General features: G+C 43.3%; 25 protein-coding genes. 12 read left to right on the top strand and 13 right to left on the bottom strand.

From position 1 onward, the window contains the following. Positions 1 to 34 precede the first annotated feature (34 nt). Complete coding sequence (gene fni, locus M3180_RS04050; protein WP_251665994.1) at positions 35 to 1,087, top strand: type 2 isopentenyl-diphosphate Delta-isomerase; 1,053 nt, start codon at positions 35 to 37, stop codon at positions 1,085 to 1,087. Between the two features lie 61 nt (positions 1,088 to 1,148). Here the strand turns inward: fni and M3180_RS04045 are convergent, their stop codons facing one another. Genes M3180_RS04045 through M3180_RS04035 form a run of 3 tightly spaced genes read right to left on the bottom strand, consistent with a single transcriptional unit; the run spans position 1,149 to position 4,679 of the window. Further along, positions 1,149 to 2,249: a Ger(x)C family spore germination protein gene (locus tag M3180_RS04045; protein WP_251665991.1), complete on the bottom strand. Its 1,101-nt coding sequence runs from the start codon at positions 2,247 to 2,249 to the stop codon at positions 1,149 to 1,151. After that, the gene (locus M3180_RS04040) at positions 2,227 to 3,345 is read right to left on the bottom strand and encodes a hypothetical protein (protein WP_251665989.1); all 1,119 of its coding nucleotides are present in this window, start codon (positions 3,343 to 3,345) and stop codon (positions 2,227 to 2,229) included. The genes M3180_RS04045 and M3180_RS04040 overlap by 23 nt, the downstream gene beginning before the upstream one ends. Beyond that, on the bottom strand, positions 3,342 to 4,679 hold the full coding sequence (locus M3180_RS04035) for a spore germination protein (protein ID WP_251665987.1): 1,338 nt from the start codon (positions 4,677 to 4,679) through the stop codon (positions 3,342 to 3,344). The genes M3180_RS04040 and M3180_RS04035 overlap by 4 nt, the downstream gene beginning before the upstream one ends. 129 nt (positions 4,680 to 4,808) lie before the next feature. Here M3180_RS04035 and M3180_RS04030 point away from each other — a divergent pair, with 129 nt between their 5' ends. Then, on the top strand, positions 4,809 to 5,834 hold the full coding sequence (locus M3180_RS04030) for an MBL fold metallo-hydrolase (protein ID WP_251665985.1): 1,026 nt from the start codon (positions 4,809 to 4,811) through the stop codon (positions 5,832 to 5,834). Between the two features lie 92 nt (positions 5,835 to 5,926). On the opposite strand, the gene M3180_RS04025 is transcribed toward M3180_RS04030, so the two are convergent. Further along, a complete protein-coding gene (locus M3180_RS04025; RefSeq protein ID WP_251665984.1) occupies positions 5,927 to 6,466 on the bottom strand; it encodes a phosphatidylglycerophosphatase A family protein in 540 nt (179 codons plus the stop codon). A 123-nt stretch (positions 6,467 to 6,589) separates the two neighbouring features. On the opposite strand from M3180_RS04025, the gene M3180_RS04020 reads away from it, so the two are divergent. The 3 genes from M3180_RS04020 (at position 6,590) to M3180_RS04010 (ending at position 9,296) form a co-directional block, all read left to right on the top strand. After that, a complete protein-coding gene (locus M3180_RS04020; RefSeq protein ID WP_251665983.1) occupies positions 6,590 to 7,660 on the top strand; it encodes a GerMN domain-containing protein in 1,071 nt (356 codons plus the stop codon). Positions 7,661 to 7,913: 253 nt separating this feature from the next. After that, positions 7,914 to 8,654, top strand: coding sequence for a ribonuclease PH (rph, locus tag M3180_RS04015; RefSeq protein ID WP_251665982.1), 741 nt, complete (start codon positions 7,914 to 7,916; stop codon positions 8,652 to 8,654). Then, positions 8,655 to 9,296 (top strand): XTP/dITP diphosphatase, encoded by a 642-nt coding sequence (locus M3180_RS04010; protein WP_251665981.1) that lies wholly within the window; start codon positions 8,655 to 8,657, stop codon positions 9,294 to 9,296. It abuts the gene before it with no gap. A gap of 130 nt (positions 9,297 to 9,426) precedes the next feature. On the opposite strand, the gene asnB is transcribed toward M3180_RS04010, so the two are convergent. Next, a complete protein-coding gene (asnB, locus tag M3180_RS04005) occupies positions 9,427 to 11,271 on the bottom strand; it encodes an asparagine synthase (glutamine-hydrolyzing) (protein WP_251665980.1) in 1,845 nt (614 codons plus the stop codon). Positions 11,272 to 11,410: 139 nt separating this feature from the next. On the opposite strand from asnB, the gene M3180_RS04000 reads away from it, so the two are divergent. Both M3180_RS04000 and M3180_RS03995 read left to right on the top strand, forming a co-directional pair. Continuing rightward, positions 11,411 to 11,755, top strand: coding sequence for a hypothetical protein (locus M3180_RS04000; protein WP_251665979.1), 345 nt, complete (start codon positions 11,411 to 11,413; stop codon positions 11,753 to 11,755). 72 nt (positions 11,756 to 11,827) lie between these two features. Next, positions 11,828 to 12,415: a P-loop nucleotide/nucleoside kinase family protein gene (locus M3180_RS03995; RefSeq protein ID WP_251665978.1), complete on the top strand. Its 588-nt coding sequence runs from the start codon at positions 11,828 to 11,830 to the stop codon at positions 12,413 to 12,415. A gap of 98 nt (positions 12,416 to 12,513) precedes the next feature. Here M3180_RS03995 and M3180_RS03990 read toward each other — a convergent pair whose 3' ends face one another. Further along, positions 12,514 to 12,912, bottom strand: coding sequence for a GNAT family N-acetyltransferase (locus tag M3180_RS03990; protein WP_251665976.1), 399 nt, complete (start codon positions 12,910 to 12,912; stop codon positions 12,514 to 12,516). Positions 12,913 to 12,961: 49 nt separating this feature from the next. After that, positions 12,962 to 13,606: a pyridoxamine 5'-phosphate oxidase family protein gene (locus M3180_RS03985; protein ID WP_251665975.1), complete on the bottom strand. Its 645-nt coding sequence runs from the start codon at positions 13,604 to 13,606 to the stop codon at positions 12,962 to 12,964. Positions 13,607 to 13,714: 108 nt separating this feature from the next. On the opposite strand from M3180_RS03985, the gene pdxR reads away from it, so the two are divergent. Next, the gene (pdxR, locus tag M3180_RS03980) at positions 13,715 to 15,211 is read left to right on the top strand and encodes a MocR-like pyridoxine biosynthesis transcription factor PdxR (protein ID WP_251665974.1); all 1,497 of its coding nucleotides are present in this window, start codon (positions 13,715 to 13,717) and stop codon (positions 15,209 to 15,211) included. Positions 15,212 to 15,352: 141 nt separating this feature from the next. On the opposite strand, the gene M3180_RS03975 is transcribed toward pdxR, so the two are convergent. From M3180_RS03975 to M3180_RS03965, 3 genes are read right to left on the bottom strand one after another with little or no spacing between them, the layout of a single operon-like run. Beyond that, positions 15,353 to 16,402 (bottom strand): ABC transporter permease, encoded by a 1,050-nt coding sequence (locus M3180_RS03975; RefSeq protein ID WP_251665973.1) that lies wholly within the window; start codon positions 16,400 to 16,402, stop codon positions 15,353 to 15,355. Then, positions 16,377 to 17,360, bottom strand: a complete 984-nt coding sequence (locus M3180_RS03970; protein WP_251665972.1) for an ABC transporter ATP-binding protein — start codon at positions 17,358 to 17,360, stop codon at positions 16,377 to 16,379. Before M3180_RS03970 ends, M3180_RS03975 begins: the two co-directional genes overlap by 26 nt. 2 nt (positions 17,361 to 17,362) lie before the next feature. Further along, positions 17,363 to 18,520: a COG1470 family protein gene (locus tag M3180_RS03965; RefSeq protein ID WP_251665971.1), complete on the bottom strand. Its 1,158-nt coding sequence runs from the start codon at positions 18,518 to 18,520 to the stop codon at positions 17,363 to 17,365. Positions 18,521 to 18,715: 195 nt separating this feature from the next. Between M3180_RS03965 and M3180_RS03960 the strand changes: the two genes are divergently transcribed. Both M3180_RS03960 and M3180_RS03955 read left to right on the top strand, forming a co-directional pair. Then, positions 18,716 to 19,339, top strand: coding sequence for an RNA polymerase sigma factor (locus M3180_RS03960; protein ID WP_251665970.1), 624 nt, complete (start codon positions 18,716 to 18,718; stop codon positions 19,337 to 19,339). Then, complete coding sequence (locus M3180_RS03955) at positions 19,323 to 20,129, top strand: anti-sigma factor domain-containing protein (RefSeq protein ID WP_251665968.1); 807 nt, start codon at positions 19,323 to 19,325, stop codon at positions 20,127 to 20,129. The genes M3180_RS03960 and M3180_RS03955 overlap by 17 nt, the downstream gene beginning before the upstream one ends. 120 nt (positions 20,130 to 20,249) lie before the next feature. Here the strand turns inward: M3180_RS03955 and M3180_RS03950 are convergent, their stop codons facing one another. The 3 genes from M3180_RS03950 to M3180_RS03940 are packed head-to-tail and all read right to left on the bottom strand — an operon-like array spanning position 20,250 to position 23,810. After that, complete coding sequence (locus M3180_RS03950; protein ID WP_251665966.1) at positions 20,250 to 21,383, bottom strand: Ger(x)C family spore germination protein; 1,134 nt, start codon at positions 21,381 to 21,383, stop codon at positions 20,250 to 20,252. Then, positions 21,355 to 22,473, bottom strand: coding sequence for a GerAB/ArcD/ProY family transporter (locus M3180_RS03945; RefSeq protein ID WP_251665965.1), 1,119 nt, complete (start codon positions 22,471 to 22,473; stop codon positions 21,355 to 21,357). The genes M3180_RS03950 and M3180_RS03945 overlap by 29 nt, the downstream gene beginning before the upstream one ends. Continuing rightward, positions 22,470 to 23,810 carry a spore germination protein gene (locus tag M3180_RS03940; protein WP_251665964.1) on the bottom strand — a complete coding sequence of 447 codons (1,341 nt, stop codon included), beginning with the start codon at positions 23,808 to 23,810 and terminating at the stop codon, positions 22,470 to 22,472. The genes M3180_RS03945 and M3180_RS03940 overlap by 4 nt, the downstream gene beginning before the upstream one ends. A 193-nt stretch (positions 23,811 to 24,003) precedes the next feature. Between M3180_RS03940 and M3180_RS03935 the strand changes: the two genes are divergently transcribed. Together M3180_RS03935 and M3180_RS03930 are read left to right on the top strand one after the other, a co-directional pair. Then, on the top strand, positions 24,004 to 24,759 hold the full coding sequence (locus tag M3180_RS03935; protein WP_251665963.1) for an IclR family transcriptional regulator: 756 nt from the start codon (positions 24,004 to 24,006) through the stop codon (positions 24,757 to 24,759). A gap of 92 nt (positions 24,760 to 24,851) precedes the next feature. Next, positions 24,852 to 25,754: a fumarylacetoacetate hydrolase family protein gene (locus tag M3180_RS03930; RefSeq protein ID WP_251665962.1), complete on the top strand. Its 903-nt coding sequence runs from the start codon at positions 24,852 to 24,854 to the stop codon at positions 25,752 to 25,754. Positions 25,755 to 25,765 lie beyond the last annotated feature (11 nt).

The raw sequence follows: 25,765 nt of genomic DNA, 5'->3' as shown, positions 1-25,765 counted from the left end.
CTAGTTCTGCCGTTAATACATAAAGGAGAGGTATATGAATAATCTAAACAACGATGTAACACAGAAGCGTAAAGATGAGCATATCTCGATCTGTCTAGAAAAGCCCGTACAGGGTGAAGGGATTACGACAGGGCTAGAAAAATGGAGATTCAAGCATTTATCACTACCAGAGATGGATTTTGCAGCCATTGATTTGACGTCAACGATGTTTGGTAAACAGATTAAGGCGCCACTTTTTATTAGCTCGATGACCGGTGGAACAGAGCGAGCCTATAGAATCAATCAAGCGCTGGCAGCTGCAGCAGAGGTAAGAGGCTGGGCGCTAGCTTTGGGCTCCATGAAGGTAGCTCTCAATCAATCCGATTTAGCATACAGCTTTCAGCTTCGTAAGTATGCTCCAACGATTCCTATCATTGCAAATTTAGGACTTGTTAGCTTGAATTATGGGCTAACGGAGGAGCATTGCCTGCGTGCAGTTGAGCTTGCAGAAGCGGATGCACTTGTATTTCATCTTAACAGCCTGCAGGAGGTGTTTCAGCCTGAAGGGGATACGAATTTCTCTGGGCTGTTACAAAAGCTTGAGTCCGTAGTGAAACGTTCCTCTGTTCCTATTGGAGTGAAGGATGTCGGATGGGGGATTGATGCGGAGGTCCGCGACCGACTTATACAGATAGGTATTCAGTTTATTGATGTTGCAGGAGCAGGCGGTACGTCTTGGAGTCAGGTGGAGCACTATCGAACACCTCCTTCCACTATCCAATATTATGCTTCGAGCAGCTTTCTAGATTGGGGAAATTCAACAGCTGATTGTCTATTAGAGCTTCGTGATGGGATGGAGCATTGTGCACTATTCGGCAGTGGGGGACTGAATAACGGTGTGGATGCTGCGAAAGTCATTGCGCTAGGGGCTGATGCGGCAGGATTTGGCCGTACGCTATTAGCTCATGCGGTTGATTCAAGCGCTCCACAGCAAACGATTGTTGAACGACTAGCGACGATTGAATACGAGCTGAAAGCAGCGATGTTCGGTATCGGTGTTCAGCGTATCGACAAGCTTAAGTATCATAGTCGACTCGTGCCAAGCTAAATATTTTACATAACAATGCTGCTCAAGCATCCCTTAAGCAATGCTTGAGCAGCATTATTCCTTACCTTAATAGTCCTGTTCCTCTTACCTCTACTTTTGTCTTTACATCAAACTCCATACGGCTATAAATGTCAGGCCACTCCTCATCGAAATTAGGCAGGTGAAATCTTGCGCGGTAGCGTAGCCCGAAGCCGTAAGGATCAACTCCCGCTTTCTGGATTTTTTGAAGTAGCTTAAGAACATCCTCTGTGTAAGCCTGTTCCAGCTGTGCGACCGTTCCCTCAGGATTGCTATAATAGGAGTTAATCGGCATTTCTTCAAATGTAACTGACTGCTTAATTTTCATTTCAACTTTTGGAGCAGTATCAGACTTTTTAATTTTATAGTGTATCTTTATACCGTTGACTGATATAACAAAGGGATCACTCCGATAGGAGCCAAACTGGCTATGGGTTGTATGAGCTGTAAGCTGACTAAGCAGCTGAGTTTCCTTAGGTTCCAGCACCGTGACAACCTTTTCCTTATTAAGCAATGCGACTCTATTAATGACGTAGGTGTTATCCTCTGATTGTACCGTAATAACAGGCAGGTAAGGATCGAGACCCTTTTCATAAATTCTTCTCGTCAGATCGGTGAGCAGCTCAATAAATGTAAACGATGATTCAGTCGCATCCTCGCTAAAAAATAAGTTTAGTGTATTACCGGGAAATCGTTCTACGTCTGGCTGCACTCTAATGACATCCTCAGCATTTGGGCTGCCAATTCCGATAGCTGCAATATTTTGAATGTCCCTCCTTCTGGACATCCAGGTTACCGCTTCAACGATACTATCCTGCGCAAATGATTCGCCCAAAAGAATAGTCTTGCAATGACCAAAGTCAATCTCTTTATCGACATGAGACTTCAGCATGCGCACGCCTTCTGCAATTGAGACAGCCTCGATCGTTTCTACCTGAGTTTTGCTTTTACCTGCATCGATTTGAACAGACGGTACACCAAGCTTTAATGTGATGCGATAAGGCTTTTCCTCATTTTCACCCTTATCGATTCCCATACCGACTACAAAATACCGCTTGTCTATATCTTTAAACCCGCAGCCTGAAAGCAAGGCTCCAGCTAGTAGTATACTGGCGACAAAGCTAAGCATTAGCCTTCTTTTCATACCTTCTCACCTTTTTCTTACTAAGTACATACACCCATATTGTAAAGGTTACTTCTGAACACATTCGTATAATTAGGAACACCGCGCCTAGAAACACGACAGTTAACTCATTAATACTAAACATAAGTAAAAACGTGGCAGCAAGCATACCGGCCATGATGACATAGCTTTTGAGTGGCGGCTTTGCTTCATCCGAGTCAACCTTGTTATTCGGAAATAGACTCTTGAAAAATTCTAGAACGATATGCCAACCAACCACTGTATACGTTAACGAGAGGTTAATAATCACAAGGAGAAAGATTAATAGCATACGTTCAATAAAGCCATACATCATTTTCAAGGAGTCTGCCGTTGCACTCCATAAAAATACGTAGTGTACAACAGCTTCAGTCCCGTGAATACCTATCGGTACAAAAAAAGTTACAACTAAGACAAGAAATGCCACTAGCGGAAATGCCCATCGATGCTTAAAACGAAAATTTGGCGGAAGCACGCGATTGAAGATCGCTAGGTTCATAAAACCAGTAAATATAAACATCGCACTAGCAAAAACGAGCAGAGATGGCAGCTGATAAAAATGCTTAGCGACAATAATTATGGCATCCCAGCTCATTAATGGAGTATGAATCGACTTGTAAATAATAAACCCAATGAGTGGGATATTGAGAATTAAAATAATCTCCAGTATGAAGTTGACAGTCACTGTGGAACGTGTTGCCCCAAACGCACAGACAAGCATTAGTACGGCCATAATCGCATACTGATTGCCCTCTGGATTGAGAAACCTCGTAATAATGACCGCATACGACGTGACGACGATTGCGGTGGACGTTCCAATCATTAATGCCTTAAAGGTCATAAGGATTCTCACAAGCCATTTTGGATAGAATAGGCTAAAAATTTCCGGAAATCCTTTTTCCGGAAAAACTTGCATACCTGACGTGAACATATATAGCAATATTCCACCAATTACAGGACTTAGGAGTATCGCCAACACAGCACCATCGAATCTAGCCACTGTCAGGTGATAAGGGACAAGCAGCATGATATTCGAGAAGGTGTTAATAAAGTAATGGTAGGATACATAACGATTCATGCTGTTCCTGTCCCTCCAATATCACCCTTCTTGGTGCTTACGTCACCGCGATAGCGGAAGTAATATTCTCCAAAGCTGCGCGTGCTGCACAGACTTATGATATAGACAAATAACCCTAGAAATACTCCGGCGAGTCCGAAGAAAATGGCAAATACAATAATCGGATATTTCAGAAATCGTATAGCAAGAGACATCGTATGTATCGGCAGCACGAAATTACTGATCGCAACTAGCGATGTCACAATAATCATAACGCTACTGACTAATCCTGCTTGCTGTATTGCTGAGCCTAAAATTAACCCGCCTACCGTTGTAGATGTCGAGCCAATTAGCTTAGGTATTCGAATACTGGATTCTAGCAGCATTTCAATCATTAGGAGCATAATGATGACCTCGATAAACGAAGGGTAAGGTACGATCGAACGACTAGCAACTAATGAGAAGGTGAGCTGCAGCCTAAAGACCTCTGGATTATAGGACAATATGGCGACGTATAGTCCCGGTAGTGTCGATGTAATGAATAAGGCGACATAACGCAGAAAAATTAATAGCTTGGTCATCCAGATCGATTCATAATGATCCTCAACTGCATGCATAAAATCAAAGAACGTAACAGGTAGAATAATCGCATATTGTGAGCCTTTCAGTACAAGAACGACCTTTCCGAAAGACAGGGCCCGTCCGATTCTATCTATGCGCTCCGTAATGAGCAGAGTAGGGAATAGCTGATATTTCTTACCGTTCAATAAGCGTTCGAGCTGACCGGTGGATTGGATGAGATCCAAATGCACGCTGGCTAGCTTGTTCATCACTAGATCTAATGTATGCTTGTTCACCTTTCTTTGGTCATAAATGATGTACAATCCCGTTCTCGATAAATTTCCGACATTCATTTTATCGATAACGAGTTCTGGTGACACATAGGCATTACGGATAATATTAAGTGAGATGATGGGATCCTCACTTAATGAGTTTTGCGGACCAAGGATGGACGTTTCAAGCTTAGCCTCCGATAAGTCTGTATAGCTGAACTTCATTGCATCGAAAGAAAAAATTTGATCCTGGAATTCAATTAATGCTTGACCACGCAGCAAAAGGTCAGTCCATGTCGCTGGATCAGTAACCTTTGTAAAGTTAGGGTTAGACTTTAGTAAATTCATAAAAGGATATTCATTTTTAGAAAATGGAACCGTTATGAACGCGTGAATTTTTTGCTCATCAATTAGTGGCAAAAAGTAGGCAAGCTCTAGCTTTTGTCCTGTTATTGGATGCTGAATTTCGTTCTGAATGAGATCCTCTGCGGGAGATAGGATTATTTTTAATCGATCGAGCATATGATCCCTCCGTCAAACTTAGTAGTGATAGTATGACCCAAAGCTGTAAAACTATGCTAAAATACTGGGGAAGCTTTACAAACCTTAACGAAGGGTTATGCTATAGGACATTGTAAAGGAGACTCGGGCGTGAGTGATAACCGTGACTTAAGAAATTCTGCTAAACGATTTACCTATATTACAAGCTCGGTCATACAGGTAAGAGTACCAGTGCCATTTTCGCTTAAATGGATCAACAGTTATTTGCTGTTAGAGAAGAACGGAACCTATACGATTATTGATCCAGGGCTGCGTACACTTGAAGCAGAGCAAGTGTGGGAGGAGACGCTTCAAGAGCTCTCGCTTACATGGCGTAACTGCTCGGCTATTGTTGTGACGCATCAACACCCAGATCATTACGGTCTTGCTGGCTATGTGCAGCAGCACTGCGATGCTCCTGTCTATATGACAAGAGAGTCTAAAGCGTATACGGATAAGCTTTGGGGTACAGGTCAAGCTCAATTCGAGCGTGACATGGAGAAGCTGCTTGTCGCACATGGGACTCCAATCGAAATTGTAGAAGCAATCCTAGCGAATATGCAGGGATTTGTAGCGAAGGTAGAGCCACAGCCAGTGGTGGAGTATATCGAAGCGGGACAAACGATCAGACTTGGAGATAGGCAGTGGCTGCTCATTCATACGGAAGGCCATGCCTATGGCGGAATTATGCTATATGATTCGTTGACGAAGCAGCTTTTATGTGGTGACCAGGTGCTTCCAAGAATTACGCCTCATGTAGGGGTAGTAGCTGGCGAGGATCGACCAGTCCTCTCACAGTTTCTAGCCAATCTACAGCAAATTTCCAAGCTAGACGTAAAGCTAGTGCTTCCTGGTCATCGTGAGCCGTTTGAAGGCTACTCTGAGCGGATTACTGCAATAATACAGCATCATAAACGACGTCTTGCTTCAATCCTTCAGTATGTACAGGAGCAGCGCGCGGTGGATTCCTTCACGTGCTGCGAGTGGCTATTCGGCAAGCATTTGCGTGAACAGCCTCATAATATGCGCTTTGCTTTAACGGAAACGATCGCACATTTGGATCATTTACAGGAGAAAGGTCTTTTACAGAAGAAGAATGACTGCGAAGGGCTAATACGTTATATCATAAATGAATGATCGAGCGAAACGAGTGTACATATTGATATTGATCTATGCTTTTTCAAAAAAGGCGAGTGCAGATTGAGCTGCACTCGCCTTTTGTCATAGGTTTAATCTAATGGAGGTGTCGTTACACCTTCGCGCTCAGCTTGTGTACGATGAGCTAATCGGCTTGCAGCAGAAGCAGCAATCGCTCCAACAATGTCATCAAGGAAGGTATGGGTATGCTTGTCGTTTTTATCATTCAGATGGACAAGTATACCTGGCTTCACTTTATCGATATAACCAAAGTTAGTAAATCCAATGCTTCCATACACGTTTACAATCGACAATGCTAATATTTCATCGACGCCATATAAGCCTTCATCGTTTTTGATCATCGCTTGCAGCGGTTCAATTAGCTTACCTTCCTCTGACAGTATATCTAGCTGAATTCCAGTGAGCACTGCATTTTGCACCTCACGCTTAGACAGCACGGCTTCTACATGTACAATGCAATCCTCAACGGTTAAGTGAGGGATGTAATCCGCTTGCAGAAAATGGACAAGCTCTGCAATATGCTTCGTCGTTACGCCTCTCTCTTCTAGGAGTCTATATGTAGCTTGTGCAACCTCATTGCTGTTCAAACTATATTTCCCTGCTTGCGTCATCGTTATTCCTCCATACATTTTTCTAGTCAAAACTGGTCTAAAAATAAGAAGGGCTCGTATACATATTACTACAAAAGACAAGTTGTACAAAGTTTTGAGTGAATATAGGGGAGGATTTTAACAATGAATGCAAAAACTTGGTTACGTTCCACAGCAATAGTAGGGGTAGTGGCAATTCCGATGATTATATCAGGATGTGGACTTTTCTCGAAAGCCGTATCGGAGCCTATTGATCCTCCACAAACGGAGGTTATTGAGGGGCAAGAGGAGCAGACAAGCAGTTGGTTGGATGGAGCATCAGAGGGAGTTATGGATGGCGCAGCGCAATATATGGTGTACTTAAAGGATAAAAATGGATATCTAGCTCCGATCAGCTTGCCAATGGCTATTGCTGAAGGCGAGGAGGTCGCATTGAAGCTGCTCGAGGTTATGGTTGATCAAGGGATATACTCCGGATCGCTGCCAGTGGACTTCCGAGCGATGATCCCACAAGGAACTGAAGTTTTAGGTTATGAGTTAAACGCTGAAACAGGTATTGCAACGGTTAACTTATCTGAGCAGTTTGTAGATTATAATATGCTGGATGAGCGCAGCATCGTTGAAGCGATTACGTGGACACTTACTTCGCTTGAGGGAGTAAATGGTGTGGAAATCCAAGTAGAGGGTGAAAAGCTTGGTGAGATGCCGATTGCTCAATATCCGCTGGATGAAGCATTAACGCGTGATATCGGGGTAAATATAGAAATCGCTGAAGGTGTTAATTATTCGCATGCAGCACCAGTTACCTTGTACTTCTCCTCTGAAACATCGAACAATGAGCAGTATTTTGTTCCGGTTACACGTATGATCGAGCGTTCGTCGGATGGTCGAGCGGTAGCAGCAATCGAGGAGCTTATTGAGGGTCCAATCGATGCGAAGTCTCTTAACCCAGTGATCCTGCCAAATGTGAAGGTAACAGGCATTGATGAATACGACGGAGTTGTTCATATTGATTTGCAAGACGATTCATATGAGCCAGGGTTCTTCGTTCCTTCTGAGCTGTTAAATGCAGTCATCCTATCAGTGGCAGAAAATACGGGAGCATCCTCCGTACAGGTTCGAGTGAACGGTGATATTAACATCTTTGATGAAAATAATTTGTCATATAGTGAGCCGGTCAGCAAGCCAATGCATGTTAATGCACTAAAAATGTAGACTAGCTGCTCCATAGAAGCTTCATAAAAGTATTAGGGGATTTCAAGTGATATTCACTTGAAGTCCCCTTCTTATTCCCACATCATAGTAAGTACCGAGGGGTAGAAGTATAACAGCGATAGCATCAAAAACGATGAGTAATTGCTAGCATTTGTGGTAACGCTGAAAAGGGATGCAATAAAATAATGCAATTCTATAGTGGCTTTGATACAATAGGAACGTTAAATGACAAGTTTCAGGAGGCAATCTAAACATGAGAAATGACAGTCGCCAGCCCAATCAGCTTCGTGACGTGAACATAACTACGAACGTGAACAAGCATGCAGAAGGTTCTGTACTTATCCAATTTGGTGATACAAAGGTGATATGTACAGCATCAGTAGAGGAACGTGTTCCACCTTTCATGAAGGGACAAGGCAAAGGCTGGGTTACAGCTGAGTATTCTATGCTTCCAAGAGCAACTCATTCAAGGAATCAGCGCGAAGCTAATCGTGGCAAGCTTTCTGGACGCACGATGGAAATTCAGCGATTAATCGGTCGGGCTCTTCGCTCAGTTGTTGATCTGCAAGCACTAGGTGAACGCACGATTACACTTGACTGTGATGTTATTCAAGCTGATGGCGGAACGCGTACGACTTCGATAACAGGAGCTTTTGTGGCGCTCGTACTCGCAGTTGAGCATATCGCAAAAAGTCATAAGCTCGCAAAATATCCAATCATCGATTATTTGGCATCCGTTAGTGTTGGCATTATTAATGATACAGCGATGCTAGATCTGAACTATGAAGAGGACTCCAGTGCCAAGGTAGATATGAATGTCGTCATGACGGGCAGCGGAAAGTTTGTTGAAGTGCAAGGAACCGGTGAAGAGGCACCATTCTCTAGAAATGAATTAGATGAGTTGCTGGCCCTTTCAGAGCAAGGCATTCAACAGCTCATTATGGCGCAAAAGCAAGCGCTAGGTGAGGCAGCTGCACGTATACGAGGTGAGTAGATGAAAACGATTGTCATAGCTACAAAAAATGCAGGGAAGGTAAAAGAGTTTGCTCATGCATTTGCTAAGCTAGGCATTGAAGTGAAGAGCTTGCTTGATTATCCGGAGCTTCCGGACATTCCGGAGGACGGCGAAACTTTTATCGATAATGCTAAGCAAAAAGCAGAAACAGCTGGCATCGCCTTACAGGTTCCTGTGCTAGCTGATGATAGTGGGCTGGCTGTAGATGCACTAGCAGGTGCACCGGGTGTCTATTCAGCTCGTTATGCTGGAGAAGGTGCTAACGATGCACGGAACAATGATAAGCTAATATCTGAGCTGCAAAGCATTGGAGCGAATACGAATGAGCCTCCGCTAGCTGACGGAACTACGCTGTTAAGTCCTGCACAATTTTGCTGCGCACTAGCTTTATATAATCCAAGCAATCGTCAATTTATTGTTGCTGAGGGCAAGGTGGAAGGATATGTAACAGACCGCCCACATGGTGAGGAAGGCTTCGGCTATGATCCGTACTTTTATGTGCCGCAGCTAGGCTGCAGCATGGCAGAGCTGACTAAAGAGGAAAAAGGGAAGATCAGCCACCGTGGTGAGGCTTTGAAGCAGCTTGTTCCTATCGTTGAGCAGCTCATGCAGCAAAGCTAATTACATATTTCTGGTCACGATAAATGCAGATGATTTTCAACTTAATACAATGACAGTAACAAGGGCTGTTTATATCGAAGCTGTAGCGTTCGATGTAAGCAGCCTTGTTTTTTGTTTCTTTCGAATGGCGTTAGGCTATCGTAACCCGGTAATGCTTGAGCCAGACATGCACTTGATACAGATAAGCATAGAGCTGAGGTCCTGACATAAGCTGACCGAACCATGGAACGAGCGAGGACGATTCCGACGAACTGAGTAGCTGCTCGATTTTTTTGCGTGAGATGATTTGGAAGATGGGCGAGCTGCTATCCTCTAACACTTCCTTCATTAGCTCGCGAACAGCTGCTAAATATGCAGGGTTATGTGTTTTAGGATACGGGCTTTTTTTACGATGAATGATCTCATCTGGAAGAATCCCCTTTAACGCTTGACGTAAAATGCCTTTCTCACGATCACCGGACGTCTTATAATCCCAAGGGATGTTAAACACATACTCGACTAGGCGATGATCACAGAATGGCACACGCACCTCAAGTCCGGCTGCCATACTCATTCGATCCTTCCGATCTAGCAGCGTCGGCATAAAACGTGTGATATTAAGATAAGACATTTGCCGAATGGCCTTAAGATCAGCGGCATCACCGCTTAGCTGTGGTACTTCTGCTGCCGCTTCTTCAAATCGCTTGCTTACATATTGCTCAGGCTTTATCCAGTTTCGCATCTCATCGGTTAATAGCTCACTACGGAATTTCGTCGCTAGCGACCAAGGAAATTGCTTGGCATTAAGCGCTTCTTCCTTGTGGAACCAAGGATAGCCGCCAAATATTTCATCAGCAGCTTCACCGGATATTGCTACCGTAGCATCATTTTTTATTTCACGGCAAAAAAGGAGTAAAGAGGAATCAATGTCTGCCATACCTGGCAGATCGCGTGCAAGCGTTGCATCGTGGAGAGCTTCAATAAGTTCGGGTGTATCGAACTGTAGATAATGATGGATGGTGGAGAGCTTGTTGGTCATCAATTGTATGAATGGAGCGTCAGAGCTTGGCTGGAAGGCATGTGATTGAAAGTGCTTATCGTTATCGACATAATCAATGGAATACGTATGAAGTGGCTGTGCTGCAGAATCTCTATAGTATTGAACAGCCATTGCCGTTAATGCACTGGAGTCTAGTCCTCCAGAGAGAAGAGTACAGATTGGAACATCACTAATCATTTGGCGATTCATCGTATCGAGAAGCAACGATTGTACCTGTTCAATCGTTTTTTCAAGTGAATGCTCATGTGGTTTAGCTTCGAGCTGCCAGTAGGTACGAATCTGCTTACCAGCTCGAGAAACGGTCATGCATTGCCCAGCCTTCAGCTCACTGAAGCCTTCATAGATGCCCTGTCCTGGTGTACGCGCCGGGCCAATGGCAAATATTTCAGCAAGGCCGTCCGCACTAATGATTGGCCTCGCATTAGGGTTGGCTAGAATAGCTTTCAGCTCTGATCCGAAAATAAATTGACTGTTGTTTTCATAGAAGAAAAACGGCTTAACCCCTAATCGGTCGCGTGCTGCGAAAAGCTCCTCAGCTTGCACATCCCATACAGCAAACGCGAATATACCATTCAAACGATCGAGGCATGCTTTTCCCCAATGCATGTAAGCAATAAGAAGTACCTCCGTATCACAGCTCGTAGAAAACTTCCAATCATGGCGTTGCAGCTCCTCGCGAAGCTCTATCGCGTTGTATAGCTCACCATTATAGACAATTACATATTGATCGTTACCTCGGTAGCGTACCATTGGCTGAGAGCCGTTGCTAGGATCCATCACCGCTAGGCGTCGATGACCGAGTGCACAATGCACTGAAAGCCATGTACCGCCAGCGTCAGGTCCTCTAGCGATTAATGTCTCCGTCATTGCTTCAAGCGTGTCACTATGCTGCAATAAATTAGATCGCCAATCGATCCATCCAGTTATACCACACATTATAATCAATCCTCTCTATATAGCTGAAGCGTCACATATTATAACAATATGTGCAAACAGGAATAAAATGTCTGTCCGAATGAGATGCTATACAAGAGAGTGACAATAATGAAGTGTACAATAGGAGAGAACGCTTGCTATGAATGAGTTTCATCAAGAACAGCAGAGATCAAATAGACAGGTATATTATGTGGATGTACAAGCCAGAAGCTTGCACACTGAACCAGATATTGCCGCTTATCATCTGGTGATTACTGCAAATGATTATGAAGTTCGTCAAATTCAGGAAAAATTTAGAAAGCTTAATGCTCGGGATGAACAATCGTTGCAGGATATGGTGATGTTCGCATGGGCTGATGACGAAAATCCCGTTGGCCCTAACAACGATTCGGCTGACAGAGAGATGAAGGAATTGTTCAGCATATTGTATGAGCGCGGAACAGAGGAAACTCGAAATTTTATTCGAAGCATGAATATATTGTAAAGCTTGCAACTTGAAACACAATTTCCTATAGTATAAAGAGATGAAACTTTACATACGATGGGGGACTTTACGTTGCAAAAATTAGTGTTTTTCGTAGGAGTAGCAGGTACAGGGAAGACGACAGTAGCAAAAATTGTTAGCAAACAGCTGCCTGCTGCATTTTTAGATCGTGATACGGTAGGTGGACGTTTCGTTGAAGCCATTCTTGAGATGAAAGGCTTAGACAAAAACGACCGTGATTCCCAATTCTACAAGGAGAATTTACGCGACCTAGAATACGATACAACGAAGGATATCTGCATCGAGAATTTGGCTGCGGGCCAGAATGTATTTATGATCTCTCCTTTTACGGCGGAGCTTAAAAACAAGCAATGGATTGAGGAAGTGATCTCTGCTGCTGGATTGACAAAGGAGCAGGTTGATGTAAAGGTAATTGTCGTTACGCTTCAGGATATTGATCTTCAGCATCAGCGTATCGTTGATCGTCGTACTGAGCGTGATCGCTGGAAGCTGGACAATTGGGGCGATTTCGAAAAGCGTGTTGATTTTGTTCCGCAAATTAACTGGGAGCTGCCAGAAGGCTCCGTGTTGGTTTTCGACAATAGCGGTGAGCTAACGGAAGAAAAGCAGCAAACGCTCATTAACTTCGTAATGAACTAATACAACGCCAAGCACCGTGCCTGACATATTAGGCACGGTGTTTTTGTGTTGCATAGGTTAGATTGCTAATGTTGAAGCTATCTGAACGTAAGTTTAAGCTATGCTTGTCTAGGGATTATGAAGGCTTTCTCTGTGCGTTCAAAGTCGAGCTTCGGGTAATAGTCTATTGCACTAGGTGCAGAAATTAACAATAAAGATACTTCATCTCCTAGAAGATCTCGCAAATGCCGAATGAGATTCCTGCCAATTCCATTCTGCTGATATTCCTTTTGTACTGCCAAATCAGACAGGTAGCAGCAGTAAGAAAAATCGGTAATGGCTCTAGCAAGGCCAACTAATTGATAACCATCCCAAGCAGTTATGGTGACATCAGCGTGTTCAAGCATCCTTTGAAGCCGTTCAAGATCATCGTACGGACGCTTGATCCCAGAGCTTCTAAACAATTCAGAAACTTGTTGAACATGAGGAAGAGTATCTGTTTTGTAAACGATCTTCATATTAAGCCCCCCATTTATCAAATTATTAGTAAACGTAATATTTCGGCGCTTAACGCTGTGTGAGATCTTCATTGGGCTGTGCGTGCGGACAGTAGCGCTGCATAAGCTGGGTCGTTTCGTAATCGAGCTGCTGTCCACGTTCGGATAGCTGCTTGCCCACATTATCTAGTTTCTCTTGCTTCCAGTTTTGACCGAATTTGAACTTTGCATTTAGCCGATTGATCTCAATTCGAACGATAGCCGTTGCTTTGACTTGACCGGCGTAGCCTTTATCTGCAAGTGAAATGGGCTCGTAACCGCCCTCTGGCTGCAGTTTCTGCATTAGTGCGTTTAATACGTCACATTTTTCCTTTAAGTCATCAACAATGACCGCTTTACCATATGCGATAACGGATTTAAAAAAGACAGTCGCAGGGCAAGCATAGAAAGGGTCATTCATATAGGAAGGTATCTGAGAATATTCCTTTGCAACCGCAAAGCTGACGGTAGGATATTGCTTTATTGTTTTCATTTTTTCGCCGATTCTACTGCCGTGAAAGTATATTGCACCATTAAAATAAACGTAATTAATAGGCAGAATACCGGGATAAATATTATCGTTTTTCGTAGCAAGAAATCCATAGCTCATCTCATGTAAAAATGATATAACATCTTGCTCGTGCGTCTCGTTTACTTTAAATTCCTTTCTTCTCATCTCATTCACCCCTTGAAATATTTAAACTCATTGTAAGAGAGATATTGACAGGAAAAAAGCACCACTTTATATTGATTTTATTGTACCAGTTGATAAGGGGGAGTTCAGATGGAGCTGTACATCCCGTTTGATGAATATGTATCCAGCTATAAAACTAAGCAGGCGGCTTTATTTCACGCCTTGCGAGAAGCGATATTAAGTGGAAAGCTGCAGGCGAATTGGAAGCTGCCGTCTAGCAGGAAGCTAGCTCAGCGATATCACTTATCAAGAGGCACGGTTAATACGGTTTATGACATGCTGCTTGCACAGAGCTATATCTATACGAAGAGTGGAGCGGGGACGTTTGTATGTGAGCTTCAGCCAACCATCGATCGTTCGTCGGATACGGTTGCTACTTCAGTACAGCTGTCAGACTGGGGACAACGGGTACTACAGTATGAAGAGAGTCGATCACAGCTTGCTAGAGAAGTGAAGGAGACTCGTGCTGCGTCTAGACATACCTCCCAGATTGTATTCAGTCTAGGAAAAGTAGAGCTTCAGCAATTTCCGATCAAGGAATGGAATCGCTGCATGTATGAGCAGACTCGCCAGCAATATGAGCTGGAAATGCGTGATGCTTATTCTAGTGATGGTCATATAGGCTTGAAGCATAGCATCGCTGAGCATATAAGAAGTCACCGAGGCATTGTCGTACAGCCTGATGATATTATGATTGTCAATGGCTCACAGCAAGCCATTATATTGCTTGTACAGATGCTGATGAATGAAGGAGATTATGCGGTATTAGAAGACCCGCATTATGAGGGGGCAAGGCGGGCTATTCAATCTGTTGGGGGGATTGTACATGCTTACCCAGTGGATGAGCATGGCATATGCTTTCAACCACAGCAAACGAGCTATAAGCTGATGCTGCTTACTCCAAGTCGACAATTTCCTACCGGAGCAGTGCTTAGCCTTGAACGGAGAATTGAGCTGCTAAGCTGGGCTGAGAAAACGAACGCATTTATTATAGAGGATGATTATGACAGTGAATTTCGTCATGTCGGTCGAGCGATTGAACCACTTAAATCATTGGACAAGTCAGGACGTGTTATCTATATAGGCACCTTCTCTAGAACGATGCTTCAGGACATTCGAATTGGCTATGCGATTTTGCCTCAGCAGCTAAAGAAGCCGTTTCAAAGCGCGAAGCGCGTCTATGAACGTCATCCTAATTCTATTATTCAGCAGCGAGCATTGGCTTCATTTATGGCATCGGGTCATTATGATCGTCACATTAGGAGACTGAAGCGGCTGTATCGCAGACGGGTGGAGCTGATGATTCAGCTGCTGACCGAGCATATGCACGAGGTGCTGCAGCTTTATCCAGCACAAGCAGGCTTGCATATTTACGCTGGTTGGAGGAAGGGCGAGCAGCAATTCGAAGCTTTTTTAGAGGCATGCGGACGATATGCGGTTAAAGGCATTGATGCGAGAAGCTATCAGATGAATATTAAGCAGCCTGCGCTTTGCTTAGGCTATGCGCATTTGAACGAGGAGCAAATTACGGAAGGAATATTACGTCTGCGGCAAGCATGGGAAAGTGTGAAGCAAAACAGAGCTTAACATAGCTGTACACTCCATAGGGGGAAATGAATGTAGACTTCAACAGAGTAAGCATGCCCTCGGTGAACAATTCTTAAAGTATACAAAAAAGCTCAACCCTAAGTCGGTTGAGCTTTTTTGTATACGTTGTCATAGAAATCGTTATGATCTTGCGCGAATTTCCTGACGCATAAACCAGTAGTAAGATAAGCCAAAGCAGATAACCGTTAAAGCAACTAATGCAGTAAGCTGCGGCCATACGAGAAGGATGCTCTGGCCTAATGCTAATGGGCTCTCAAGAGCCAGCGTCACCTGCTCCATCGTTAGCACGCCAAGTGAACGAACATTAGGCATAAGAAGCGTCGTTGTAATATCGCCGAACAGCTCTGCCGGTGAAATACGTGATAGCAGATCCATCTGGTTGTAATAGCGCATAATTTCCTCGGTCGTTCCATTTTGATCCGGGAGGATTGCATTTGAAACGAGATTTATAATGATGCTGTAGAAGACGGTGAAAAATATCCAGATCGCAATCGCGAACAGAGCGCTCGTTGCCGCTTGTTTGAAGCGAACGGAAAGCAGGATCGATAAGTTTAGCCAAAAACCTACGTAGACGACCGCCATAAGCAAAAACAACAGCACTCTAATAAACTCCTCAGGTGTTGGGGGAAAGCCGATCACGATTAAGCCTAGTCCCATGACGAGAAAGCCAAGAGAGAATATAACGATGCTTACAAGCAGGAGTGAAGCAGTAAACTTCGCCTTCAAAAAATCATCGCGATAGATAGGCTGCGAGATGAGACGGCTAAGTGTGCCTTTGCTGCGTTCGGTATTAACGGTGTCGAAGCCAAGCGCAATCCCCATTAATGGACCCAAAAAAGCAACGAATTGAGTAAACTGAGGAATGGTTCCATCGGAAAGCGTAAAAATTTTTAAGAACAAAAAGCTATTAGCACTGCTGCCGCTCCCTTGAGCCTGAAGAGCAGTAATGGCGGAATAGATGGAGCCGATACAGGCTAATACGATAATTGCAAGTAGAATTGCAAATCTCCACGAACGGATATGGTCACTGAATTCCTTCTGCACCATGACCCGAAACGCTGCCTTTGAAGCACTTAATTGCATTCGATCGCTGCGTTCTGATTTCCTAATTGGTTGAAGCCATTGCTTAAGCGAGGTGCGAGCTTCATTTAGCTTTAAGAGCTGTTTCACGAGTCTCGCCTCCTTCAAAGTATTGATGATAGATATCATCGAGTCCGTAGCCTTTTCGACGAATCATATAGAGCTCAGTATGCTCAGCTGCTAGCTTAGCGATAACAGGCGTAATGTCCTCCGTGCAGCTAATGCTCAAAGCGGTCATCATTTCTTCACCATTCGGCTGCGATTGAGCTTGAATAGATGCTACTTGCTCTAGCTCCTGCAGCGCTGCTTGCAGGGACGCTGGATAATGCTTAATCTCCAGCTCGATCGTTGTCAAGCTATCTTGATTAATCGCTTGCGAAAGCTGATGGATGTTCCCGCAAGCAACAAGCTCACCCTTTACGAATAAACCGACTCGATCACACACCTGTTGTACCTGATGCAAGTGATGGGAGCATAGCAATACGGTTATGCCTTCCTCTTTGCTTAATTGTGAGATGAGCTCAAGCAATTCTCGAACCCCTTCTGGGTCAATACCAAGAGTTGGCTCATCCAGAATAATGATCTCAGGCTGCTTAATGAGCACATCTGCAAGTCCTAATCGCTGCCGCATTCCACGAGAAAAGGAGCTTACTTTTTTGGTTGCAGCATCGGCTAGGCCGACTCGATGCAGTAGCTGTTCGGCCTGCATACGTGCTTCTTTTTCCTTTATTCCGTTCAGTCTTGCGGTATAGATAAGATTATCGATCGCTGAGCGGTCATCATAAAAGCCAATATCATCCGGCATATAACCTACCTTACTCTTAATCGTAATTGCATGCTGATTCGGATCAAGTCCTAGTACCTTGACATCGCCAGAAGTACGCTCAGTCAAGCCGAGCATCATAAGAATCGTCGTTGTTTTACCTGCACCGTTAGGACCAAGCAAGCCGAATACTTCTCCACGGTAGATGGTCAGATCAAGCTGATTAACCGCTGTGTAATGATCGTATTTTTTTGATAAACGAGTTAGCTCAATGACTGGCTCCACGATTATCTCCTCCCATAACGACGGAACAAGCTATAAATCGCAATAAGGACAGCTACAATAATGGTAACGCCTATCCAGCCCCATAGTACGGAGGATTTAACGGTTACTCTTAACGAAGCGTCTGCTGATTTTTGATCGCTGCGAGCTGTAACGTTCATGGCATAGTCACCAGGAAGCGCGTCCTCGCTTGATGTAATAATCGCTTGCACCGTCGCTGATTTTCCAGGCTCTAAACTCGCGATCGTTTTAGGCTCGAATTGCACCTCCCAATTGGTCGGTGTAATAGATGACACGCTAATTTCTTCGAGCGGCGCAGTTCCTGTATTGTTCACGATAAATTCGAGTGTACGACTTCCACCTGCTTGAATGGATGTGTTCAAACGCTCATCGCTCGTTGTTATCGATAGGTTGTAGGAGCCGATAATAGCGACCTCGACGGTGGCTTCAGCCTTTGTCGCATTGTTATAGGCAGCAATTGGAATGCTGTAATCTCCAGCTTCCGCTCCTTCTGGTGCGGTCACTTGCACATTGATCGTTTGTGATGCGTTAGGCTCAAGTGTCACTGATGAAACATAATTGCTGCTAGCTTGAAAACGAACCTCCCAGCCATTCGCCGGTGAAGCTGCTAGCGCGTAGGTTTGCTCCTCAGCGGTATGATTTCTGAGCGTCGCAGAAAAGGTGAAGTTCGAGCCTGCATAGCCCTCCATATTGGATTGGTCAAGCTCAAAGTTTGAATTGAAGGTTCCCTTTTCAGCAACGGTTACGGTAAGAGCTAATGTAACATCCCCTGCCGATACATTAAAATTATATTTCCCAGCATCCACCTGCAGCGGAACGTCTAGACGCAAGGAGAGCGACTGTGTATCAAGAGGCTTTACAGCAAGCTGTTGTACGTTCTTTCCGCCTGTCGTTAGTTCATAGGACCAGTCGCTATGCTTCGTGTCGAATGCTAGGTCAGCTAGCTGAGTTGAACTCGTGTTATTGATCAATTCAATAGAATACGAGATCGATTCGCCAGGGGCAGCTGTCAGCTCCCTGTACGGGGTGTACAACTCAAGGTCGCCCGCGGCTCTTGCGGTGCTTGGATTCCAGAATACACCTAATCCAATCAATGTTAATGTCATTGCCAGCACAATGGCTTGGCGGCATGCTTTAAGCATGCAGATCCCTCCATTCATTTTCTTATTCATTAAGCAATACGACATCATTTTGTATATTGGATTTAAAGTGAGTAAATTTTTTTGAATTACCGTGGCTGCGCAAAATTTGAGAGATTGACAACTTTTGCTTTATTATTAAAGTGGAATATATATCAATATATAAGGTCTAATCTTGATGTAAGGGGGTTAGCTCGATTGCGTGACCGATATACGATGGGGAATAAGCATTCAAGCGCTGAGCTGCTATTAGCCATTCGAGAAGGCTCGATCGAGGCTTTCAATGAGTTGTATAACAGGTATGTTCCGCTCGTTATGCACATTACTTTACACTGTGTTCAGGATCGAATGGAGGCCGAGGAAATATGTCACGATATATTTCTAGAGGTGCTGCGGAAGTCAGAGCAATATGACGACAGCAGAGGCTCACTTGATGCGTGGATTGCAGTCATTGCAAGGAGCCGAAGTATGGATTATATGCGTAAAAAGAAGCGGAGGGCAGCTGTTGTGAGTTTGGAGCCGCTAACGATAGAGGACGCCAAGGAAACGACTGCCACACCTGAAACAATAACGATGGGTAAGCTCGATCGAGAGTTGCTGCAAGAAGCAATTGGCGAGTTGCCTTTAACGCAACGAAATGCGATTTATGCTGCTTATTTTCAAGAAAAAACGCAAAATGAAATGGCGACGGATTGGAAGGTCCCATTGGGTACAGTAAAATCATGGGTCCGCTATGGGATTGGAAACTTGAAAAAACAGCTAGAGAAAAGGGGCTGGCATCATTTAGAGGAAAGGAAGGATTCCTATGACCAGCGATCATAAATACAATAACTGCAATAGCCATTATGTAGAGGAAGAATGGGTAGATTTTGTAATGGGGATGCTGTCGCATGACAAGCGTCAGCAGCTTGAAGCTCACTTGGAAGACTGCTTAGTTTGCAGGCGATACGTAGAGGAATGGAGCCTTATCTATGCCTCTAATGGAGTAGAACAACACTCTGGTGAGGCTGATACAGTTAATACTATTATGGCGGTTGAGCGGCGAGAGCAGTTAATGCCAGATGAGAAATATTTGTTATTGTTGCAGCGAGCTGTGAAAAAACAAGCCAGATTGAAAAGATGGAAGCGTAAGCTTAAGGAGCACAAATATATGATGGGTGGAGCGGCTGCTGCAGCTTTCGTGCTTGTTATGTCTATGCTGCTCTTTAATCACCAACAATCGACTCCTGTGCACGTAGATCAATATGTACGACATTATGAGCCAAGCGCTGCTTCATTCGTTAATGCTGTTGATAGTGCGAGATATAGAATTGAAATGGCTGAGGAACAAAAAAGCAGCGGCTATTTATGGCTTAAGGATGATCTAACGGAAGTTTTTTTGTGGCTAGAAAATTTGCCCGATCTCGAAATGAAAGATTATCAGGCATGGGCCATGTCAGGACAGCAAGCAAGCAGCTTGGGCATTATTCAAAGAGTTGGCTCAGCTGGGCATCTATATACGACAACGTCTTATTTGCATCCGACAGACTTTATTATGTTAACGGTGGAGCCAAAAGGAGGAAGCATATCACCAACCTCTAAGCAAATAGTACTTGTCGTCAAGCAGCAATAGTAATGAATAAGCCTCGAAACCGAGCCATGCTGTCGGCTTCGAGGCTTTATACTTTTGCAGGACATTCTTGCATCCCGGCATGAGCTCCTAAGAGAAAAACTTCCATGAGGGACGTGACAATTACTCAATAGATCCGAGGCTAGTAATCTTTACATGTACTGTAACATCAAAGCTTAGCTCAGGATAAAGCTTATTCCATTCATCTTCGATATGTTCCGTATGCAATCGCGTCGCCTCATAGCGCAAACCGAAACCGATCGGATCGACCTCGTTTTTTTGCAGGAACGTTAAAAATTTTTCGAGACGCTTCTTGACAACAGCGCCTGCAAGCCTGCTGTATTCTTCTGTCTTGTGTTGGACCAAACGTTTCGTTGATTCTTCAACAACTCCTGTTAACTCCAGGTTCATCTTTACTACAGGTTTATTGTTATTCGTAATGATCTTATATTTAGATTTGACCTTATCGATGTACACAGTGAAATCCAATTCCTCAGACTTAACTCCTAATTCGAATTTTACACTGCCCAATCTATTCGTGATTATATTATAGTCTTCTACTTGCTCTGTTGTAAGCTCTAGTTTCCCTTTATTGCCATCATTAATGACGACCGCTTTGTTTACGATGATTTTGTCCTTTTCTTCATTTGTCTCAATAACAGGCACGATAGGATCAATCCCTGTCTCGACTAATTGTCTTCGGAAATCAAACAGAAATATAGATACAATGTAGGAGCTTTCCGTTCCTATGTCGGAGAATCTGTTGAATAATATGTTTATATCGGGGATATCACTTGCCGGAGTTGTCTGAAGTACACTTTCTGCTGAAGGCTTCCCGACTGTAATCCAAGCGGTTTGCTGAAACTCTCTTCTTCTTAGAAAGATGTCCATGACCACCCGCAAGTCTTCATCAAGTATGCTTTCGCCAATAACAATAAATTTGGCGTGTCCATATTCAAGGTTCTTATCTACATGGGTTGTTAACAGGTGAAGGGCTTCACTTATGGTCGCGGCTTCCTCTGTTAAGAAGATAAAGCCGGGTGATGTTCCCGATGATTTTTTATTCATCGGGACTGGGACTTTCAACGAAACCTTATATGGTTTTTCTTCATTATCACTTTTATCGACTCCAACACCAATAACAAACATTCTTTTATCAATATCCTTCGTACCGCATCCAGCGGCAATGGGAACAAGAAGGCTGAGTATTAATAGTAAGCTAATCCATCTAGTTTGTTTTAAGGCTGCGGTTATCATGTTTATCCCTCCAGCTAATGAACCAACACACGATCAGCACTAATAAGAAGAAAGGAGGAAACGCAACAAACAACGATCTTGCATACATTAAATAACTTGATTCAGTTATTTTCATGCTGATGATGAGGCTAATGCTCCACACAACAAGTACAAAGATGTATGTAATCATATTGCTTTCTTTCTGCTTACGTCTCACTAGCTTAGCTGTGCTCTTTAGAAGCTCCAAGCTTACATGCCAAAAAATTATGATATTCACAAAGGTTACAGATATATGTAAGAAGAGAAACACAAACATAATTCGCTCTAGAAATGCGAGCGCAACCTTTAATGAGTCTGTGCCTAGTATCCAAGGGAAATTGATATATTGGATTCGTTCAAAGCCATTGTATCCAATCGGAATGAAGTAATTGGTGAACAAAATCCAGGCTCCTAATACACATAAAAGCAGGATTTGAAAGGTAGTTAGCTTCTGTTTATTTTTGAACTCACGGTTAACGATGATCAAATTCGAAGCTCCGATAAAAATGAGAAAGGATGCTGAAAATGCGAGAAGATTAGGAGCGTGATAGACATACATCATTGATTTCTTTACATAATCCCAATCTAGGCCAGTGTTGACATATAATATCCCGATAATATAAATCATAAGTGGAATATTAATGAACAATACAATTTCCAATGTATAAAGCAGCTTTTTAGTTTTCATAAAAAAGCTATACGTTATAAATAAAAGGAGCAACGCAATGATCCAGTTGATTTGCAAATGCGGCAATAAAAAACGCTTTAACAAAAAAGAATAATTAAGTAGTGTTTTTAAGCCGAATATAAACCAGGCAAGGCTAAACAAAAAAAGGATAGGGAATGCAATCCATTTAGGAATATGCTGTTGCAGCAATTCGGGTAATCCCCGTCCTGGATAATGATTAAAAAACTTTGTGATCCAATAAATAAAAGCTACGCCTGCAAGCAGTGCGAGCAGCATAGACATTATCGTCCCTTTCTTGCTTGATTCGAATAAAAATGAAGGGATAACGGAGAGAATGCTTCCCACGAATTCAACAACTACAAGGTAATAAAAATATCGGCTCATTGCTGCTCACCCTTCGATTTCAAATCTATATTTATTTTGAGATAAGGCTCGCCATAGCTTTCACTATTTGTTAAGTACATGACAATTGCCAGCAGACCAAACGTAAGTCCGGCTAACCCGGCTATAGTAGCAAAAAGAATAAACACATATTTCAATACTCTTATCGCTGAGTTTAATTCGCCAATAGGGATGGCAAAGTTACTAATCGCGACGGCAGAAACGACAATGATCATAATGTTAGAGGCGAGTGCAGCCTCAGTAATGGCAGTACCTAATATTAACCCACCTACAGTTGTAGCTGCGGCACTTATCGTTTTAGGAAGTCTAATACTGGCTTCAATTAAAAGCTCCATAATGATCAGCATAAAGGTCACTTCAACATAGGATGGGTATGGAACGCCAACACGGCTGCCGGCAACAGACAATGCAAGCTCTGTGTGTAAAATTTCAGGGTTGTAAGATGTTGCAGCAACATAAAAGCCTGGCAGCAGCAGAGTGATGAACAGCCCAACATATCTTAGAATTTGAACGAATTTTGTATATATCTTAGAATGATATTTATCATCCATTGCCGCCATGAAGTCTGTAAAGATTGCAGGCGCAACAATCGTTGAAGGATCTCCGTCTAGCGACAGAACAATTTTCCCAACGCTGAGATTGTATACAATTCGGTCAGCACGCTCTGTAATCATAAAGAAGGGGAAGAGCGAAACCTTTCGTCCGTTAATTAATCTTTGTAATTCTGCAGTGGATTGGATAAGAGGCTTACTATTCAATTGCTCCAGTCTATATTTAATTTGTTCAAGGGCAGTTTGATCAACCAGCTCACGATCATAGATAACAGCTAAGGTTTGAATAGACTTCGAGCCAAGCTCTAGCATTTCAACGGTGAGTGTTGGTTGGTGGTAGCGATTTCTGATTAAGTTAATGTTCGTATGAATATCCTCACTCATAGAGGATTGTGGCCCGAGTACTGTATTCTCAAGTGACGTAATCGGCACTGTATTTGTATGTACTTTTTTGATGTCGAACATGAAGAGATAGTTGTTCATCGAGACAACTATACTGCCCTTTGACAACTCTGAAAGCATCTGATCCTGCGAGGTTATCTCTTGCCCATCTGGAAGTGAATGTAAGTAATCTATAAAGTTGCCTCGCGTTTCGATCTCGAAGAATGGCTTAATGATCATTTGCTGAATTTTATCACTGTCAACGAGCGTTTTAATAAATACAAGAGTTGCTTCCTTCTGATTTGACTTAAGAGGCTTATTGACCATATCCGTTGTATGACCTAATTGCTGAATTAACCATTCAAGCGTCTGAGTTGCTTGGAGCATGTTGTCGTCCTCTTTTTCCTCGTAAATTAATCTGCCGTCTGTTCTAATCCCTATAATAATGTTGTTTATGTTTACCACTGTTGTAAAAAAATATTCAGGAAATGGGTAATAAAACTAGACGAATTCGCTCATGATTTGCTACAATATATGTAAACGCTGTTTTATATTATAAAACGAGAGGGAGGTGAGTTTTTTGCCGATTATTCAGTCGGTAGACAGAGCACTTCAAATACTAGATTTGTTCGATGACTACAACAAAGAATTGAAAATTACTGAGATTAGCTTGCGCTTAGGTCTTCATAAAAGCACGGTACATTCATTGCTTAAGACGCTGCAATTACATGGTTATATCGAACAAGATGAGCATGGGCTGTATAAACTCGGCATGAAGCTATTAGAAAAAGGGCAGCTAATGTTAAGAGGACTGGATATCAGAGAAGTTGCTAACGTGTATCTCAGCAGGCTATCGGAAGAGACAGGGCAGACCGTACATCTCGTCATCCGAGATGGCTCAGAAGGCGTGTACATTGATAAGGTTGAAGGAAGCAAAGCAGCTATTCGTTACTCATGGATTGGCCGTAGAGTACCGCTCCATAGTAGTGCAGTAGGAAAAATACTTGCTGCATACATGCCTGTTAATGAAAGAGAGAAGCTGCTAGAAAATTATCAATATTCCATTCATACCTCACATACAATTAATAATGCAGATGACTTTGGAATAGAATTGCAACAGGTAATTGAAAGAGGAGTAGCCTATGACAGAGAGGAAAATGAAATAGGCGTTCGTTGCATCGCAGCTCCAATTTACGATCATAGTGGGCGGGTTATTGCCGCTATCAGTCTCTCAACGTTAATTACAACGGTCAACGATGAGGAGCTAGAAGCGTTGTTGCTACGCTTGAGTGAAACCTCGAGATATATTTCAACTGGACTGGGCTACAGGCCGTAAGGGTAGGAGATTTACGCTTCTCCCTCTTTATTATCGCCATTTTCAAGAACGTTGTTTTACATTATAAAACAATTGAATGGAGGATTATATTTATGAATATTTTTCGTTACCGTGATGCGCTACATACTTACCTGGGAGTAGTAACTGACAAGGGAGAGCTTTACCGCTTACCTGAATCGAATCTAATGGACCTTGTTGCTGCAGCACGTCATAATGGAAGTACAACCGCAGCGTATGTCCAATCTATTTTGCAGCAAGCAACACCTATTAGCTCAACGATAGATGAACTGCAGCTCCTTACACCTGTGGATGCTCCTGAGGTTTGGGCTGCAGGAGTGACCTATCAACGAAGCAGAGAGGCGAGAAATTATGAAGCAACGGAAGGTAAGCTAGATAGCCTAACCTTTTACGATAAGGTGTATGATGCGGATCGCCCAGAGCTATTTATGAAATCAACTGCTCAGCGCACAGTAGGACCTAATGAAGAGGTTTGTCTTCGCACGGATTCAAAGTGGCAGGTTCCTGAAGCTGAAATTGGGCTTGTTCTAGATGAAAGCGGTGCCATTATTGGTTATACGATTGGTAATGATATGAGCTGCCGTGATATCGAAGGTGAAAACCCTCTTTATCTGCCTCAGGCTAAAATATGGAGACGTTCCTGTGCGATCGGGCCGTTTGTTCGCTTGGCAGAAACGATCGATGATCCCTATTCACTCTCCATGGCATGTCGAGTATATCGAGATGGTCAGCTCGTCGTTGAAGAACAAGCAAATTCCAAGCAGCTAAAGCGTACATTTGACGAATTAGTTAGCTACCTAAAGAAGGATAATGTTCTATTTGCTGGAACGGTGCTGTTAACAGGTACATGTCTCGTGCCGCCTAATGATTTCACACTCCAATCGGGAGACAGAATTGAGATCGAGATTGAAGGATTAGGTACGCTTGTCAACGTTGCTGTCTATGAGCATGAATTAGCTGCAGAAGCCCTGCGATAAAACGCTATATT

The organism is Paenibacillus camelliae (assembly GCF_023715345.1).
In the GTDB taxonomy this organism is placed as follows: domain Bacteria; phylum Bacillota; class Bacilli; order Paenibacillales; family Paenibacillaceae; genus Pristimantibacillus; species Pristimantibacillus camelliae.
This window is presented reverse-complemented; position numbering and strand designations above follow the sequence as displayed.